Here is a 17,059-nt window from a genome sequence, read left to right as displayed (position 1 = left end):
TTTCTGATGGATCGTTACGTCGTTTTCGGTAACCCGATCGGCCACAGCAAATCGCCGATGATTCACAAACTGTTCGCTGCGCAGACCGGTCAGAGCCTCGACTACTGCACGCTGCTGGCGCCGCTTGATGATTTCGCCGGCTGCGCCACGGCGTTTTTCCAGGACGGTCGCGGTGCCAACGTTACCGTGCCGTTCAAGGAAGACGCTTACCGTTTGGCCAATAGCCTGACTGCTCGTGCGCAGCGGGCCGGTGCGGTGAATACCTTGAGCAAACTGGCGGACGGCTCGCTGCTGGGTGACAACACCGACGGCGCCGGACTGGTGCGTGATCTGACGGTGAACGCCGGGTTCAGCCTGACCGGCAAACGTATTCTGCTGCTGGGTGCCGGTGGCGCGGTGCGCGGTGCGCTGGAGCCGTTGCTGGCGGAGAAGCCCGCGTCGGTGATCATCGCCAATCGCACGGTGGACAAGGCTGAATTGCTGGCCGAGTTGTTCTGCGACCTCGGGCCGGTGTCAGCCAGTGGTTTCGACTGGTTGCGCGAGCCGGTGGACGTGATCATCAACGCTACATCTGCCAGCCTGACCGGTGATGTGCCGCCGATTGCGCCGAGCCTGATCGAGCCGGGCAAGACCCTGTGCTACGACATGATGTACGGCAAGGAGCCGACAGCGTTCTGCCGTTGGGCCACTGAGCATGGCGCGGCGGTATCGATGGATGGCTTGGGGATGTTGGCGGAGCAGGCGGCCGAGGCGTTTTTCCTGTGGCGCGGTGTACGCCCTGATACGGCGCCAGTACTCGCCGAGTTGCGTCGACAACTGGCCCAATAAGTACCCATGTGGGAGCGAGCCTGCTCGCGAAAGCGGTCTGTCTGACACATCAATGTTGGATGTGCCGCAGTCTTCGCGAGCAGGCTCGCTCCCACAAGGATTACCTCGATCGCCAATCAATCCTCAAACCGGATCGGACATTTCTCCGGCCCCTCAAGCTTCCTTAATTCCTCCACCACCTGCGGCCGCGCCCGGCGCAAGGTCAGGCTGCGATTCTGGCGCAATAAACGCCGCGCCTCCTGATGCAGCATCTCCACCCCCGAATAGTCGATGAAGTTGATTTGCTGCGCCTCGATCACCACCCGCGCGCCGTGCAGGCGCTGCAGGCGCACTTGCAGGTAATGGCTGGCGCCGAAAAAGATCGAGCCGCCGACGCGCAAAACATCATCCTCACCGTCGCGCCAATGCTGCACACGCGGTTGCGAGGTGCGCTTGAGGTAGAAGAACAGTGATGCCAGCACCCCGGCATAAATCGCCGTCTGCAATTCCAGCAGCAATGTCGCCAGGCAAGTCAGCGCCATGACCACGAACTCGGCACGGCTGACTCGCAGCAACGCGCGAATGCCGCGATGATCGACCAGGCCCCAGGCGATCAGCAGAATGCTGCCCGCCATTGCCGGAATGGGAATGTGCGAAATCAGACCGGCGCCGAAAATCGCAAACAACGCCACCCAGATCGCTGAAAAGATCCCGGCCAATGGCGAACAGGCGCCCGCCTCGTAGCTCAACCCCGAACGGGTAAACGATCCGGCTGACAGCGACCCGGAAAAAAACGCCCCGACGATGTTCGATAAACCCTGCGCGCGAACTTCCTGATTGGCATCGAGCAACTGTTGCGACCGAGCGGAAATCGAGCGCGCGATCGACAGGCTGGTGACCAGCCCGAGCATGCCCACCGCCACGGCGCTCGGCAGCAAACGCAGGATCAAATCCAGATCCAGCGGCAAGCCACTGAACGGCGGCAGGCGCCCGACAAACGCGCTGACCAGATGCACATGCCCGAACATCGCCGGCCACAGCCACACCAGCAGACTGGCCAGCACCAATGTGATCAACAGCGTTGGCCAGCGTGGCAGCAGTTGTTTCAGCACCACGCCGACCACCACCGTGGCTATGCCCAGAACTAACGACGGTTTATCCACAGCCCTGAGGTGCTGCAGCAGATCCATCAGACTCGCCAGCGCCGTGGCTTTCGCCGGTAATTCCAGTCCCAACAGATTCGGCAATTGCCCAATGGCGATCACCACCGCCGCGCCGAGAGTGAAACCGAGTACCACCGAATGCGAGACGAAATTCACCAGCGCACCGAAGCGCAGCAGGCCGAGCAGCCACTGGAAAATCCCGGCCAGGAACGTCAGCAGCAGGATCAAGGTGATGTAGTCCTGCGAGGCTGGCACGGCCAAGGGACTGACGCTGGCGTACAGCACAATCGAAATCGCCGCCGTCGGGCCGCAGATCAAGTGCCAGGATGAGCCCCACAGGCAGGCGATCAACACCGGAATGATCGCGGCGTAGAGGCCGTATTCAGGTGGGAGGCCGGCGATCAGCGCGTAGGCAATCGACTGGGGTAACGCGAGAATCGCACCGCTGAGGCCGACGATCAGATCCCGTCCGACGCTGGCGCGGGTTTGCCGCGGTAGCCAGGTGAGGAAGGGCAAGAGAGAGTGGCGGCTGGGGAAGGCCATGGGTCCTCGCGGTTGGGGTTTTATTCAAGGTTATCAGGGTGTCAGGGGAAAGGCCCCTCACCCTAGCCCTCTCCCAGAGGGAGAGGGGACTGACCGAGGTGTCTGTCAGAGATTCATCAACCTGCGATTTCAAAGTTGAACGCAAGTTTTGAATGCAACAAATATCGGCTCCCTTTCCCCCTCGCCCCCTCTGGGGGAGAGGGCTGGGGTGAGGGGGTAAAAATCTCAAGCAGTGCACAATTCCAGCAATCCCACGATCAGAGCTTCGCCTTCACCGCCACCAACGCATCCTTGCCATCTACGGTCTTCACCCCATCCAGCCACTTGTCCAGCACCGCCGGGTTCGCCTTGATCCACGCCTTCGCCGCCTCGGCATTAGTGACCTTCTTGTTCACCACCTCAGCCATGATGCTGTTCTCCATCTCCTGAGTGAACGAAAGATTGGTCAGCAATTTACCCACATTCGGACACGCCTCGGCGTAGCCCTTGCGTGTCAACGTAAACACGCTGCCAGTCTCGCCAAAGTACTTCTCGCCACCCTTCAGGTAATGCATCTTCAACTGCACGTTCATCGGGTGCGGCGTCCAGCCGAGGAAGGTGACGAATTTCTGTTTCTTCACCGCCCGCGACACTTCAGCCAGCATCGCCTGTTCGCTGGACTCGATCAGCTTCCACTGGCCCATGTCGAAGTCGTTCTTCTTGATGATCTCCTGCAGCGAGATGTTTGCCGGCGCGCCCGAGCCGATGCCGTAGATCTTGCGCTCGAACTTGTCGGCGTATTTGTTCAGGTCGGCAAAGTTATGCACACCGGCGTCCCACACGTAATCCGGTACAGCCAGGGTGAACTCGGTGCCGTCGAGGTTTTTCGCCAGTTGCGTGACATCGCCGGTGGCGACGAACTTGTCGTAGAAGCCCTGCTGCGCCGGCATCCAGTTGCCGAGGAACACATCCACTTGGCCATCCTTCAACCCGCCAAAAGTAATCGGCACCGCGAGGGTGTCGACCTTGGCCTTGTAGCCCATGCCGTCCAGCAGAAACCCGGTGATGGCGTTGGTCGCGGCGATGTCGCTCCAGCCCGGATCAGCCATTTTCACCGTGTCGCAGCTCTGCTCGGCGAAGGCCGAAGTGCTGCTCAACGCGATCAGGCCAACCGTCACTACTGTGGATAACTTGCGCATGGACTTCCCCTTAACATTATTGGTTTTGGCAGGGTTGTGGATAACGTGCTTTGCGTTCCAGATCATCGAGGTCGATGTGGTTGCGCATGTACTGCTGACTGGCGTCCACCAGCGGCTGGTGATCCCAGCTCTTCAGCTTGCCGATGGTTAATGCGTCGGCAACAAATCGGCGACGGCGCTGGCTGGCGAGGACGTCGTGGTGTATTGCCGGGATGTCCCACTTGGCCCGCGCCTCGGCGAGAAAATCGTCGAACAGCTGGCGATGTTGCGGCGATTGGCTGAGTTCTTCCAGTTCACGCGGATCGTTGTCTACGTTGAAAAGTAGGCAAGGGTCGCTTTCACTGTAGATAAATTTGTAGGCGCCGCGACGGATCATCATCAACGGGCTGATGGTGCCTTCGGCCATGTATTCGCCAAACACTTGGTCATGGCCGCCCTGCCCTTGCAGGTGTGAAACCAGTGAGCGGCCGTCGAGCGGCAAGCCCGGTTCCAGCGTTCCGCCGGCCAGTTCAACGAAGGTCGGCAACAGGTCAGCGGTCGACACGGCTGCGCTAACCCGCCCGGCATCGAACTGGCCTGGGGCACTTATCAACAGGGGCACACGGGCCGCCATCTCGTACCAGTGCATTTTGTACCAGAGGCCTTTCTCGCCGAGCATGTCGCCGTGGTCACCGGAGAACACAATGATGGTGTCGTCAATTAGTCCGGTTTCTTCGAGGGTTTGCAGAAGTTTGCCGACGTTGGCGTCGATATAGCTGCAGGCGCCGAAGTAGGCCCGGCGTGCATCGCGGATCTTATCCACAGGCAGCGGCTTGTCCCACAGGTCGTAAACCTTGAGCAGACGTTGCGAGTGCGGATCGAGTTCGTGTTGATCCGGCGTGATCGGAAGCGGGATATCGGCATCGTTGTACAAATCCCAGAACGCCTTGGGAATGGTGTAGGGATCGTGTGGGTGAGTCATCGATACGGTCAGGCAGAACGGGCGATCGCCATCCTCGCGAATGTGATCGAACAGGTATTGCTGCGCCTTGAACACCACCTCTTCATCGAAATCGAGCTGGTTGGTGCGCACACACGGCCCGGCCTGCAGCACCGAAGACATATTGTGATACCAGCTCGGCCGCACGTCCGGCTCATCCCAGTTCACGGCCCAGCCATAGTCGGCTGGGTAGATATCACTGGTCAGACGTTCTTCATAACCATGCAACTGGTCCGGACCGCAAAAATGCATCTTGCCCGACAGCGCGGTGCGGTAGCCGAGGCGGCGCAGGTAGTGGGCGTAGGTCGGAATGTCGGCGGGGAAATCCGCCGCGTTGTCATAGGCGCCAATCTTGCTCGGCAACTGGCCGCTGACCAGGGTGAAACGCGACGGCGCGCATAACGGGCTGTTGCAGTAAGCGGCATCGAACACCACGCCTTGGGCGGCGAGGCGGGAAAGATTCGGCAGTTTGATCGGCGACGGGCCGTAGATCGGCAACATTGGCGCGGCCATCTGATCGGCCATGATGAAAAGAATATTCTTGCGCTTCATGTGATCGCGGCATTCCATAGTGAATATTTATGCGACATTGCTGCGATCGAGCATGGAGTCCATGCTGTATTCGGTAAAGCCCGCGCCGGACAATGACTAGGATAAGCACAGCTTATGTATGAAGCTCTGGGGGATCTGTCCCTCGACCTGCTGCGCGCCTTCGAGGCCGCAGCCAGGCATCGCAGTTTTACCGCGGCGGCGGTCGAGCTGGGCACCACACAACCGGCGATCAGCCAGCAAATCAAACGGCTGGAAGAAAAACTTGGTACGCGGTTGTTTGATCGCATCTACCGTGGCATCGAGCTGACCGAAGTCGGCGCGATACTGTTTGAGCAAGTTAACCTCGGTTTGCAGAATATCGATGCAGGATTGAGTGCGATCAGCGCACAGCAGCAACATGAAGTCCTGCAGGTTGCCACTGATTTTGCCTTCGCTGCGTATTGGCTGATGCCGCGCCTGCATCGCTTTCACGAAGCCAATCCGCAGGTCGACGTCAGCCTCGTGACCAGCGAACGCAACCACAACATGCTGCGCACCGATATCGATGTGGCGATCCTGTTTGGCGATGGGCGCTTTAAACAGGGTGAAAGCCATTGGCTGTTCAGCGAAGAAGTGTTCCCCGTGTGCAGTCCGCAATTGCTCAAGGACCGCGCCCCGCCCTTGCCTGCTCAGGCGTTGCTGGAGTTTCCGTTGTTGCACCTGCGCGGGGAAAACAGCAGCAACTGGTTTGACTGGAGTGGTCTGTTCCGTGAACTGGGTATCAATACACCGCCAGCGCCGGGGCAATTGCGCTTCGACAATTACACGCTGTTGATTCAAGCGGCGATTGGCGGGCAAGGCGTGGCGATTGGCTGGCGGCACCTTGTGGATAACTTGCTGAGTCAGGGTTTGTTGTGCCGGCCGATTGCTGAAACGACGCTGTCGCGGTTGGGTTATTACGTGGTGCTGCCGCAACGCAAACGCCGGGGCACTCTGATTCAGCAGTTTGTCGATTGGTTGATGGTGGAGCAGGCGAGTAGCGCTGAATCGCTCAATGGGTTGGCATTGCCTTCGATTGCGGTTTGAAGATCAAAAGATCGCAGCCTTCGGCAGCTCCTGCATCTGGAACGCGGTCCCCTGTAGGAGCTGCCGAAGGCTGCGATCTTTTACGAATCTGAAGCCGCCACAAAATTCACATGTTCACCCACATGCAAATTCAGCCTTAGCTCATCGGCTATGCCCACCGCCACGCGATTCAGCCGCTCCAGCGGTTCGGCCAGACCCGGTTCCAGGTTGCCGCCGACTTGACTGAAATGTTCGATGGTCAGCCCGGCCACGCCGTGCGGTGCATTGACCAGCGTCCAGTGCAGCGGGCTGCTTTGCACGGCTTCGCGAATTTCTTCGGCAGCATGACGTTGCAGGCGATCATCAACATCCGGCTCATCAAGTACGGCAAAGTCGCCCACCAGAAACAGCCGCGACACATTGGCCGCTTGCAGGCCATCAACCAGTGCGTCGACGGCCAAGACTTGCTCGACCGGTCCGAGCACTACGGAGCGTTCAACCTGATCGCTGCTGAACGGTAACCCCGGCGCATCCAGTAGACAGATGACCGCCGAACTGCCGGCCACACTCTGATTGACCCGTTCCGAGTCGAACAAATCGCCCGTTTTGGTGCGCAATCCAGGACGCGGCGCGAGTGCGGTCAAATCGTCGAGGATGGCGATGACTTCGTGCTGACGACGCAGCAATTCAGCCATCAACGCGCTGCCCAGGCTACTCATGGCACCATAGAGCACCACTTTTACCGCCGGGGTTTCGGCATTTTTCATGGCTGATCCCTTTTCTTATCCCTTGTATGGCGTGTGACATACGGGCAACGCCGAGGGTTCGAACCGATTTCCGAGGGTTTGCGATGCAAGCGATCAAGGGCTACCACGCCCACGTCTATTTTGACGCCGACACCATTGAACAGGCGCGGGCCTTGTGCGAGCAGGCCGCGCAATTGTTTTCATTGAAGATGGGCCGCGTCCACGAGCGCCCGGTCGGGCCGCATCCGGACTGGAGTTGCCAATTGGCCTTCGGCCCCGAGCTGATTGGCGATGTGCTGCCATGGCTGGCGCTGAACCGTAAAGGCTTGGTGGTGTTTCTGCACCCGGACACTGGCGATGACTTGCTCGACCATACGGAGCACGCGATCTGGATGGGCGCGATCCGAACGCTGGATCTGTCTATTTTTTGATCAAATCGTTTCTGCTGCCTCGCCTGGCAGATGCTCGTCCAGATGCAGCCAGGGCAATTGGCTGTTCGTCCAGATGTGTCGCTCGGCGGGTGCCTGCTCTGGGTGATCAAGGGTGGCGATGGTCACGTCGATGCTCTCGGGGCTGAGTAATGTCACCAGCGCCAGTTGCGCGCCGCAGTGCGGGCAGAAGAACCGCGCGCAACTGGCCGACGAGTCATATCGCGAAGGCACGCCGGCCAGCCATTGAAAATTCGCTGCCGGCACGGTGATCCAGGTCGTGACGATTCCGCCGCTGACTCGGCGGCAAATCGAACAATGGCAATGGGCGATATCCTGCAAGGCCCCGCTGAACTGATAACGAATGTGTCCGCAATGGCAGCCGCCGCTGTGCAATTCGCTCATCTCGAAAGCTCCCCTTCCCGTGTTTATTGACTCTAGTTCGCATCCGACGGCCGGTTGACCGTTCATTCAAAGCTTTCTCAAGCGAAAGGTAGCTGAAAGCTTCCCCGATTAGGATCGCCTCCACTTCCGGCAACAGACCGGTTGGCCAACGCGTGTGATACCTCGCACGAACGGCCCAATTAACAACAACAATGGTGATTCTGATGTCCTCTGTAGCCCGCCTTTTCGCTGTCACTCCGCCCGTACGTCTCGTGCTTCCCGTTCTGCGCTGATCCCGTCCGATCTGCTCATTTAACTAGCCGCGCTACGCCTGGAGTATTCCCATGCTGACTTTCCTTGGCTTCGCCATGGTCATCACGTTCATGTTCCTGATCATGACCAAGCGCCTGTCCGCGCTGATCGCTCTGATCATCATCCCGATCGTCTTCGCCCTGTTCGGCGGTTTTGCACCGAAGATCGGCCCGATGATGCTCGAAGGCATCACCAAGCTCGCGCCGACTGGCGTGATGCTGATGTTCGCGATTCTCTATTTCGCCCTGATGATCGACTCCGGCCTGTTTGACCCGGCCGTGCGCAAGATTCTCAAACTGGTCAAGGGTGACCCGCTGAAGGTTTCGGTCGGCACCGCCGTACTGGCGCTCGTCGTTTCCCTCGATGGTGACGGCGCGACCACTTATATGATCTGCGTGGCCGCCATGCTGCCGCTGTACAGCCGCATCGGCATGAGCCCGCGGATCATGGCCGGTCTGATCATCCTCGCCGGTGGCGTGATGAACATGACGCCGTGGGGCGGCCCGACCGCGCGTGCGGCGAGTGCGCTGCATGTCGATCCGTCGGACATTTTCGTGCCGATGATTCCGGCCATGGCCGCTGGTGTAGTGGCGATTCTGGTTATCGCTTATTTCTACGGTAAACGTGAGCGTGCGCGTCTGGGTGAGCTGCATCTGGTTGGCGATGATATCGATCACAGCGAAATCAGCGTGTCGCAGTTCCCGGATGCCCGCCGTCCAAAACTGATCTGGTTCAACGGCGCCCTGACTTTCGGCCTGATGTGCACCCTGATCGCCGGCCTGCTGCCATTGCCGGTGCTGTTCATGGTTGCGTTCAGTATTGCCATGATCGTCAACTACCCTTGCCTGCAGATGCAGAAGGATCGTGTCGCCGCTCACGCCGGTAGCGTGCTGGCAGTGGTCGGTCTGATCTTTGCGGCGGGTATCTTCACCGGTATCCTGAGCGGCACCGGCATGGTCGATGCGATGTCGAAGAGCCTGTTGGCGGTGATTCCGGATTTCCTCGGCCCGTACCTGGCGGTGATCACGGCGCTGGTGAGCATGCCGTTCACCTTCTTCATGTCCAACGATGCGTTTTACTATGGCGTGTTGCCGGTGTTGGCCGAAGCCGCCAGCCACTACGGGATCACCGCAGTGGAAATGGCCCGTGCCTCGATCGTCGGTCAGCCCGTCCACTTGCTGAGCCCGTTGGTGCCATCGACGTATCTGTTGGTAGCCCTGGCCGGCATTGATTTCGGTGACCACCAGCGTTTCACCCTGAAATGGGCGATCCTGGTTTGTATCTGCATCCTGATTGCTGCACTGCTGTTGGGGACTTTCCCGGTGTTCAGCACTCTATAAGCCCAAGACTCACCGTTTCGGGTCCTGGCTTCGCGGTTTGAAGCCCGGACCTTTTTCGGTTTAACAATCGCTCAAAGGAATACACATGGAATGGCTGACCAACCCCGAAATCTGGGTTGCCTTCTTCACCCTGACCGCCCTGGAAATCGTCCTCGGCATCGATAACATCATCATGATTTCGATCCTGGTCAGCCGCATGCCGAAACACATGCAGCAGCGCACCCGGATCTTCGGTCTTGGCCTGGCCATGATCACCCGCATCCTGTTGCTGCTGTCGATCACCTGGGTCATGCGCCTCACCGCCGACCTGTTCGAAGTGTTCGGTCAGGGCATTTCCGGCCGAGACCTGATTCTGTTCTTCGGTGGTCTGTTCCTGCTGTGGAAGAGCTCGCAAGAGATGTATCACGCGCTGGAAGGCGAAGACGAAAGCGACGAAACCCCGGGTGGCAAGGGTGGCAACTTCCTTTACACCATCATCCAGATCGCGATCATCGACATCGTCTTCTCGCTGGATTCGGTGATCACCGCAGTGGGTATGGTTTCCCACGTGCCGGTGATGGTCGCGGCGATCGTTGTGGCGGTACTGGTGATGATGCTGGCCTCGGGCAAGATCAGCGAGTTCATCGACAAGCACCCGTCGCTGAAGATGCTGGCGCTGTCGTTCCTGTTGGTGGTCGGTACCGTGCTGATTGCCGAGTCGTTCGACGTGCATGTGCCGAAAGGCTACGTCTACTTCGCCATGGCGTTCTCGCTGGCGGTTGAGGCGATCAACATCAAGCTGCGCGGCGCAATGGCCAAGAAGCGACAGCAGCAAGATCCGGTGAAACTGCGCAAGGACATCCCGGGCCAGTAACCCGGTAGTCTTCAGGCAACACCCCTTGTAGGAGTGAGCCTGCTCGCGATAGCGGTCTTTCAGTCAACATCAATGTTGAGGCTGATGGCCCTATCGCGAGCAGGCTCACTCCTACATTTGTTTGTGGTGGATTCAGGTGAGTGTATGAAGCGCTTTTCATGACACTTTTGTTTCAATCGACACTTTAGCTGTGCAATGCTGGCGCCCAGACCGTTAGCCAACTACAGCTTAAGTATCAAAAACGTAGAAACCGCGCGGTACCGTCAACTTGCCTCTCTGAGGCACTGCTATTACAGGGGGTCTGCATGCTCACCCTGCTCAATCTGCTTTCCGCCGTCGCCCTGCTGATCTGGGGCACGCACATCGTCAGAACCGGCATCCTGCGGGTGTATGGCACCAACCTGCGCCATGTGATTGGCCAGAACATGTCCAAGCGCTGGCTCGCGTTCGTTGCCGGCATTGTCGTTACCGCCATGGTGCAGAGCAGCAATGCCACGGCCATGCTCGTCACCTCCTTCGTGGGTCAGGGTCTGATGGCGCTGACCCCGGCGCTGGCGACCATGCTCGGCGCCGACGTCGGTACCGCGCTGATGGCGCGGGTGCTGACGTTTGACCTGTCATGGCTGTCGCCGCTGCTGATCTTTCTCGGGGTGATTTTCTTTCTGTCGCGCAAACAGACGCGGCTCGGGCAAATGGGCCGGGTGTCGATCGGCCTCGGGCTGATCATTCTCGCGCTGCAATTGATCGTTGAGGCTGCTGCGCCAATCACCCACGCGCAAGGGGTGAAGGTGATTTTCGCCTCGTTGACCGGTGACATTCTCCTCGACGCCCTGGTCGGCGCGTTGTTCGCGATGATTTCCTACTCCAGTCTCGCCGCCGTACTGCTCACGGCGACCTTGGCCGGGGCCAGTGTGATCAGCCTGCCAGTGGCGATCGGTCTGGTGATCGGCGCCAACATCGGCAGCGGCATTCTCGCGTTCATGAGCACCAGCATGCAGAACGCCGCCGGGCGGCAAGTGGCGTTGGGCAGTCTGTTGTACAAACTCATTGGCCTGCTGCTGATCATCCCGGTGCTCGATCCGCTGGTGCACTGGATCGACAGCCTCGATTTCAGCCCGCAGGAAATGGTCATCGGCTTCCACCTGCTCTACAACACCGCGCGTTGCCTGATTCTGCTGCCAAGCGTCGGGCCGATGGCACGCCTCTGCGCCTGGCTGCTGCCAGAGCGGCCGGAGGTCAACGGCACCGCCAAACCGCGCCATCTCGACGCGACGGCGCTGGTTACACCGAGCCTGGCGCTGGCCAACGCCGCGCGGGAAACCCTGCGCATGGGCGATCTGCTCGACAACATGCTCGACGCGACCCTCGATGTGCTGCGCGGCAAGCAGACCGCCGTCACCCAGGAAATGCGCCGATTGACCGACGACGTCGAAGCGCTCTACAGCGCGATCAAGTTATACCTGGCGCAGATGCCCCGCGAAGACCTCGGCGAGCAGGACAGTCGGCGCTGGGCCGAGATCATTGAGCTTTCGATCAACCTGAAACTGGCCGCCGACCTGATCGAACGCATGCTGCGCAAGATCCAGCAGCAGAAGACCTCGCAGCGGCGTTCGTTTTCCGAAGAAGGTCTGGAGGATCTGGCCGGATTGCAGCAGCAACTGATTTCCAACCTGCGTTTGGGCCTTTCGGTGTTCCTCAGTGGTGACCGCGAAAGTGCCCGGCAATTGCTGCGCGAGAAACGCCGTTTCCGCGCCCAGGAGCGGCGTTTGGCCCATGCGCATGTCAGCCGTTTGCAACGCAAGATCGTGCAGAGTATCGAGACCAGTTCGCTGCACCTGGAGTTGATTGCCGACATGAAACGCTTGAATTCGCTGTTTTGCGGCAGTGCGTATGTGGTGCTGGAAACGGCGGATACCGGGGCGCTGGCGGCGGATGATATTGCCGACATTACGCATTCGCCTTGAACGACTGGGGCTGGGTTTAGTCAGTTACATTGATTCAGCCTTCAGGCCGCTATCGCGAGCAGGCTCACTCCTACAGGGGGGATGCATTCCAAATGCAGGAGTGAGCCTGCTCGCGATGGGGGCCTGACTGACGACACGGATCTCCAAATCAGCCGTACGGAAGCCTGTTATGCGTTGCCTGTTGTTCGCCTGTCTGTTGCTCGGTTCCCTGCCCGCCTTTGCCCTGGATCGTTTTCAGGTCGAAGGCTATGCGCTGCCCAACGGTTTGCAACTGATGCTCAAACCCGGCACCGAGCGTGGGCACGTGGCGATCCGGCTGGTGGTCGGTGTCGGCCTCGATGATTTCGACTGTGACGAAAAGGAGTTGCCGCACCTGCTCGAACACCTGCTCTTCAGCGGCATCGATGCGACCGGCGAAGGTGGTTTAGAGGAACGCATGCAGGCGCTGGGCGGTGACTGGAACGCGTTCACCAGCAATGCCGACACCACGTTTGTCATCGAGGCCCCGGCGAAAAACCAACGCAAAGTGCTCGACCTGCTGCTCGCTCTGCTTACGCAAACGCGCATCGACGACAACGCCATCAACGCCGCCAAACGTGTGGTCGAGCGCGAGGACGGCGGCCATTACACGCGTCTGCAACGCTTTCTCGATCGGCAGGATCTCGGCCACACCGCGAGCAATCAGCTCGCCGTCGAACTGGGCTTGAAATGCCCGCAGCGCGCCGAGGTCGGTCACCTGACTCAGGAACAACTGGAGAAGGTTCGCAAGGCCTGGTACGCACCGAACAACATGACCCTGATCGTCGTCGGCGAACTCGACAAGCTGCTGCCGGCCTATCTGGAACGCACCTGGGGCGCACTCGAAGCGGTCGAGCCGAGCGAACACCGCCCGCTACCGGACATCCGTACCAGTGCCGCCCATGAACGCACCCTCACCCTTGGCTTTATCGGTGACAGCGCCAAACTGCACTGGCTGGTGCCGGAGCCGGTGATCGATGATCAGTACGACCAGACGTTCGACATTCTGAAGGATTACCTCGACTGGGCGCTGTACCGACAGATCCGCCTCAACCACGGCTTGTCTTACGGGCCATGGGCCGAGCGTGAAGTGTTTGGCGGTGTCGGCTTTATGAGCCTGAATGCCGATCTCGATCGCGATGATGTCGACGAGGCCATTCAAGTGCTGGAAGACCTCAAGGCCGACCTACTGAAAAACGGTCTCGACCCGGACACCTTTGCGCGGATCAAACAGGCCTCGATCGCCCATCAGGCGTGGGCGGTGCAGGGCAACAGCGCGATGGCGGATTACTACTGGAGCGCGCTCGCTGATTACCAGGACGGACGCTTTGCCAATCCGGCGCGCGAGCTGCAAGGGGTGACGCTGGAAGCGGCGAACAAGGCGATGCGCGAGTTGTTGCTGCAACCGGGGTATCTGCGGATCGAGAAGCCGTTGCTCAGTGATGATCAGGTGTTGTGGTTGAGTGCGGGTGGCTTGGGCCTGGTGTTGTTGATCCTGATCGGCTGGCGTTTGCACCGCAAGCGGGGTTGAAGATCAAAAGATCGCAGCCTGCGGCAGCTCCTACAGGGGATTGCGTTCCAAATGTAGGAGTTGCCGAAGGCTGCGATCTTTTGAGGCCCTGAAATGCACCGAATAAGTGACCGGCAGCCTCGCCACAACGCCCGGCGGGCGCTACTCTGTCGAGGTTTTTTCCCCTCAAGTCGTGAACCGCCCAAATGCCAAAAATACAGCTCCTGATCCAGCGCATTCTCGAACTGATGAAGCGCTATCCCGGGGTCATTGCGCTTGGCGGGTTCATCTCCGGTGTCGGCAGTTTCATCATGGTCGATCGTCAGCAAGGGCTGGCGAGCTGGATCACCGTGATCATGCTGCTCAGCTGGATCTGGCTGATGCTGGAAAACACCCTTACCGGCCTTTTCACTCGGATCTTCAAACGCGAGATTCCCCAGCCGCTGCTGCGTTACGCGACGCAGATGATCCATCAGGAAAGCCTGTTTTTCGTCCTGCCGTTCTTCTTTATCACCACGACCTGGAACAGTGGCCAGCTGTTTTTCACCGGCCTGCTCAGCGTCGCCGCGTTGATCTCGATCGTCGACCCGCTCTATTACAAATGGCTGGCGCCCCGGCGCTGGGCGTTTCTCGCACTGCACACGCTGACCCTGTTCGCCGCCCTGCTCACTGCGTTGCCGGTGATCATGCACCTGACCACGGCGCAGAGTTTCAAGTGGGCGCTGGGCATTGCCGTGCTGTTGTCGTTCCCGAGTCTGGCGTCGATCTTCCCGATCCGCACGTTGCGCAACGCGCTGGCGATCCTGTGCATCACCGTCGGCATTGGTGGCGTGGGTTGGGCGCTGCGTTCGTGGGTGCCGCCGGCGACGCTATGGATGACGGATGTGGCGATCAGCACGCAAATGCAGGACCGCACCCCAGGTGCCAGCCTCGACACGGTCAGCGCCGAGCAGATTCGTGGCGATGGCCTCTACGCCTACACCGCGATCAATGCACCGCGCGGGCTGGATGAGCGGATTTATCACGTCTGGCAATTCAACGGCAAAGAGGTCGACCGTATCGCCCTCGACATCCACGGCGGGCGCAAGGAAGGCTACCGGGCGTGGACGCACAAGCAGAACTTCCCCGGCAACCCGGCGGGCAAATGGCAGGTGCGCGTGCTGACCGAGGATGGCCAGGTGATCGGCGTGCTGCGCTTCGAAGTCACGGACAGCACAGCGATCAAAGAAAAGTAATCCGGTTCGTGCTATTACGTTAGTTCGCATAAAGGCCGAACAAGCACGGAGCTTATGACCAGCAGCTCGATCAGCGGAAATGCCCAACTGGACACGTCGATAACCCCTGCCCGCCTGCGGGTCACGGGGGACTGGACGCTTGCCCATTACGCCGAGCTCAAGCAACTGAGCGAAAAGCTCCACGGCCAATACGACGTCAACACCCCGATCGACCTCAACAGCCTCGGCGCCCTCGACACCGCTGGCGCTTCGTTGCTGGTCGAACTGCTCGGCTCCGAACGCCTCGGCCAATCCGCCGAACACCCCGATTGCACCCTGACCTCCGCCGACCGCGCGTTGCTGCAAACCGTGTATTGCTCGATGACCGATTTCTGCGTGCCGATCAAAGAGCCGGAAATCAGCGTCAGCGTGCAATTGCTCACGCGCATCGGTCGCGCCGTCGATACCGTCTGGCAAGACACCCTGCAATTGCTCGGCTTCGTCGGCCTGATCATGGAAACCATCGCGCGCAGCCTGTTCCGGCCCAAGCGCTGGCGGATCACGCCGATGATCGCGCACATCGAACAGACCGGCCTCGACGCCGCGCCGATCGTGGCGTTGCTGACCTTTCTGGTCGGCGCGGTGGTGGCGTTTCTCGGCGCCACAGTACTGGCCAGTTTCGGCGCGACGATTTTTACCGTGGACCTGGTCGGGTTCTCGTTCCTGCGTGAATTCGGCGTGCTGCTCACGGCGATCCTGATGGCCGGGCGCACCGCCAGTGCCTTCACCGCGCAGATCGGCTCGATGAAGGCCAACGAAGAAATCGACGCGATCCGCACCCTCGGCCTCGACCCGATGGAGTTGCTGGTCGTGCCGCGGGTGCTGGCGATGCTGGTGGCGCTGCCGATGCTGACGTTTCTGGCGATGCTTTGCGGGATCATCGGTGGCGGCGTGGTTTGCGCGGTGTCGCTGGATATTTCGCCAGCGATGTTCCTGACGCTGTTGCAGTCGGACATCGGCGTTCAGCACTTTCTCGTAGGCTTGGTGAAGGCGCCGATCTTTGCCTTCATCATTGCCGCGATTGGTTGTCTGGAAGGCTTCAAGGTCAGCGGCAGCGCCGAGTCGGTCGGCGCCCACACCACCTCCGCTGTGGTGCAATCGATTTTCGTGGTGATCGTGCTCGATGCGGTGGCCGCGCTGTTCTTCATGGAGATGGGCTGGTGAGTCGTCTACCCCGCGCGCCCTCGGAGGCGGTGATCGAAGTCCGCGGCCTGTGCAATCGCTTTGGCAGCCAGAGCGTGCACGAGAACCTCGATCTGGATTTGTACAAGGGCGAAATCCTCGCCGTGGTCGGTGGTTCCGGCAGCGGCAAATCGGTGCTGTTGCGCAGCATTGTCGGTCTGCGCCGGCCCAGCGAAGGCATGGTCACCGTGTTCGGCAAGAACCTGCCGAGCCTGTCCGAGCATGAGCGTTCGCTGGTCGAACGGCGTTTTGGCGTGCTGTTTCAGAAAGGCGCGTTGTTCTCCTCGCTGACCGTCACCGAGAACGTCGCCCTGCCCCTTATCGAACACGCCGGCCTTAGCCGCAACGACGCCGAGCACTTGGCGGCGGTGAAGCTGGCGCTGGCCGGGTTGCCGTTGTCGGCGGCGGACAAATACCCGGCGTCGCTGTCCGGCGGCATGATCAAACGCGCGGCATTGGCGCGGGCGCTGGCGCTGGATCCGGACATTCTGTTTCTCGATGAACCCACTGCCGGCCTCGATCCGATTGGCGCAGCGCAGTTCGATCAATTGATCCTGACCCTGCGCGATGCGCTCGGCCTCAGTGTGTTTCTGGTGACCCACGACCTCGACACGCTCTACACCATTACCGACCGCGTGGCGGTGCTGGCGCAGAAGAAAGTACTGGTCGCCGGTCCCATCGACGTGGTCTCGGAAACCGACGACGCGTGGATTCACGAATACTTCCACGGCCCGCGCGGCCGCTCGGCGCTGGACGCCGCCAAATTGCTCAACGAGGTCTGA

At 60.0% G+C, this 17,059-nt stretch carries 15 protein-coding genes; 10 read left to right on the top strand and 5 right to left on the bottom strand.

Annotation, left to right across the window (positions count from 1 at the left end; translation table 11 throughout):
- Positions 1–6: 6 nt before the first annotated feature.
- Positions 7–828, top strand: coding sequence for a shikimate dehydrogenase (aroE, locus tag CKW38_RS14770; RefSeq protein ID WP_095113120.1), 822 nt, complete (start codon positions 7–9; stop codon positions 826–828).
- A gap of 116 nt (positions 829–944) precedes the next feature.
- On the opposite strand, the gene CKW38_RS14765 is transcribed toward aroE, so the two are convergent.
- From CKW38_RS14765 to betC, 3 genes are all read right to left on the bottom strand, one after another.
- The gene (locus CKW38_RS14765; protein ID WP_095113119.1) at positions 945–2,513 is read right to left on the bottom strand and encodes a SulP family inorganic anion transporter; all 1,569 of its coding nucleotides are present in this window, start codon (positions 2,511–2,513) and stop codon (positions 945–947) included.
- A 257-nt stretch (positions 2,514–2,770) separates the two neighbouring features.
- Entirely contained in the window at positions 2,771–3,691 is a 921-nt protein-coding gene (choX, locus tag CKW38_RS14760) for a choline ABC transporter substrate-binding protein (protein ID WP_095113118.1), read from the bottom strand.
- 16 nt (positions 3,692–3,707) lie between these two features.
- The gene (betC, locus tag CKW38_RS14755) at positions 3,708–5,222 is read right to left on the bottom strand and encodes a choline-sulfatase (RefSeq protein ID WP_095113117.1); all 1,515 of its coding nucleotides are present in this window, start codon (positions 5,220–5,222) and stop codon (positions 3,708–3,710) included.
- Positions 5,223–5,336: 114 nt separating this feature from the next.
- Here betC and CKW38_RS14750 point away from each other — a divergent pair, with 114 nt between their 5' ends.
- Positions 5,337–6,287 (top strand): LysR family transcriptional regulator, encoded by a 951-nt coding sequence (locus tag CKW38_RS14750; protein ID WP_007911840.1) that lies wholly within the window; start codon positions 5,337–5,339, stop codon positions 6,285–6,287.
- Between the two features lie 80 nt (positions 6,288–6,367).
- Here CKW38_RS14750 and CKW38_RS14745 read toward each other — a convergent pair whose 3' ends face one another.
- Positions 6,368–7,033 (bottom strand): NAD(P)-dependent oxidoreductase, encoded by a 666-nt coding sequence (locus CKW38_RS14745; protein ID WP_095113116.1) that lies wholly within the window; start codon positions 7,031–7,033, stop codon positions 6,368–6,370.
- 83 nt (positions 7,034–7,116) lie between these two features.
- On the opposite strand from CKW38_RS14745, the gene CKW38_RS14740 reads away from it, so the two are divergent.
- Positions 7,117–7,443: a DOPA 4,5-dioxygenase family protein gene (locus tag CKW38_RS14740; RefSeq protein ID WP_007911836.1), complete on the top strand. Its 327-nt coding sequence runs from the start codon at positions 7,117–7,119 to the stop codon at positions 7,441–7,443.
- Here CKW38_RS14740 and CKW38_RS14735 read toward each other — a convergent pair whose 3' ends face one another.
- Positions 7,444–7,845, bottom strand: coding sequence for a GFA family protein (locus tag CKW38_RS14735; RefSeq protein ID WP_095113115.1), 402 nt, complete (start codon positions 7,843–7,845; stop codon positions 7,444–7,446). It lies immediately after the preceding gene.
- A gap of 323 nt (positions 7,846–8,168) precedes the next feature.
- Here CKW38_RS14735 and CKW38_RS14730 point away from each other — a divergent pair, with 323 nt between their 5' ends.
- The 7 genes from CKW38_RS14730 to CKW38_RS14700 all read left to right on the top strand — a co-directional run bounded on the left by CKW38_RS14730 (position 8,169) and on the right by CKW38_RS14700 (position 17,059).
- Positions 8,169–9,476: a CitMHS family transporter gene (locus tag CKW38_RS14730; RefSeq protein WP_007911819.1), complete on the top strand. Its 1,308-nt coding sequence runs from the start codon at positions 8,169–8,171 to the stop codon at positions 9,474–9,476.
- A gap of 85 nt (positions 9,477–9,561) precedes the next feature.
- Entirely contained in the window at positions 9,562–10,329 is a 768-nt protein-coding gene (locus CKW38_RS14725) for a TerC family protein (RefSeq protein WP_007911817.1), read from the top strand.
- A 305-nt stretch (positions 10,330–10,634) separates the two neighbouring features.
- Positions 10,635–12,293 carry a Na/Pi cotransporter family protein gene (locus CKW38_RS14720; RefSeq protein ID WP_007911815.1) on the top strand — a complete coding sequence of 553 codons (1,659 nt, stop codon included), beginning with the start codon at positions 10,635–10,637 and terminating at the stop codon, positions 12,291–12,293.
- Positions 12,294–12,462: 169 nt separating this feature from the next.
- A complete protein-coding gene (locus CKW38_RS14715; protein WP_095113114.1) occupies positions 12,463–13,842 on the top strand; it encodes a pitrilysin family protein in 1,380 nt (459 codons plus the stop codon).
- A 185-nt stretch (positions 13,843–14,027) separates the two neighbouring features.
- Complete coding sequence (locus CKW38_RS14710) at positions 14,028–15,056, top strand: DUF5924 family protein (RefSeq protein ID WP_007911799.1); 1,029 nt, start codon at positions 14,028–14,030, stop codon at positions 15,054–15,056.
- Positions 15,057–15,110: 54 nt separating this feature from the next.
- Positions 15,111–16,259: an ABC transporter permease gene (locus CKW38_RS14705; protein ID WP_095113113.1), complete on the top strand. Its 1,149-nt coding sequence runs from the start codon at positions 15,111–15,113 to the stop codon at positions 16,257–16,259.
- The gene (locus CKW38_RS14700; protein ID WP_095113112.1) at positions 16,256–17,059 is read left to right on the top strand and encodes an ABC transporter ATP-binding protein; all 804 of its coding nucleotides are present in this window, start codon (positions 16,256–16,258) and stop codon (positions 17,057–17,059) included. Before CKW38_RS14705 ends, CKW38_RS14700 begins: the two co-directional genes overlap by 4 nt.

The organism is Pseudomonas sp. Irchel 3H7 (genome assembly GCF_900187605.1).
Classification (GTDB): Bacteria; Pseudomonadota; Gammaproteobacteria; order Pseudomonadales; family Pseudomonadaceae; genus Aquipseudomonas.
This window is presented reverse-complemented; position numbering and strand designations above follow the sequence as displayed.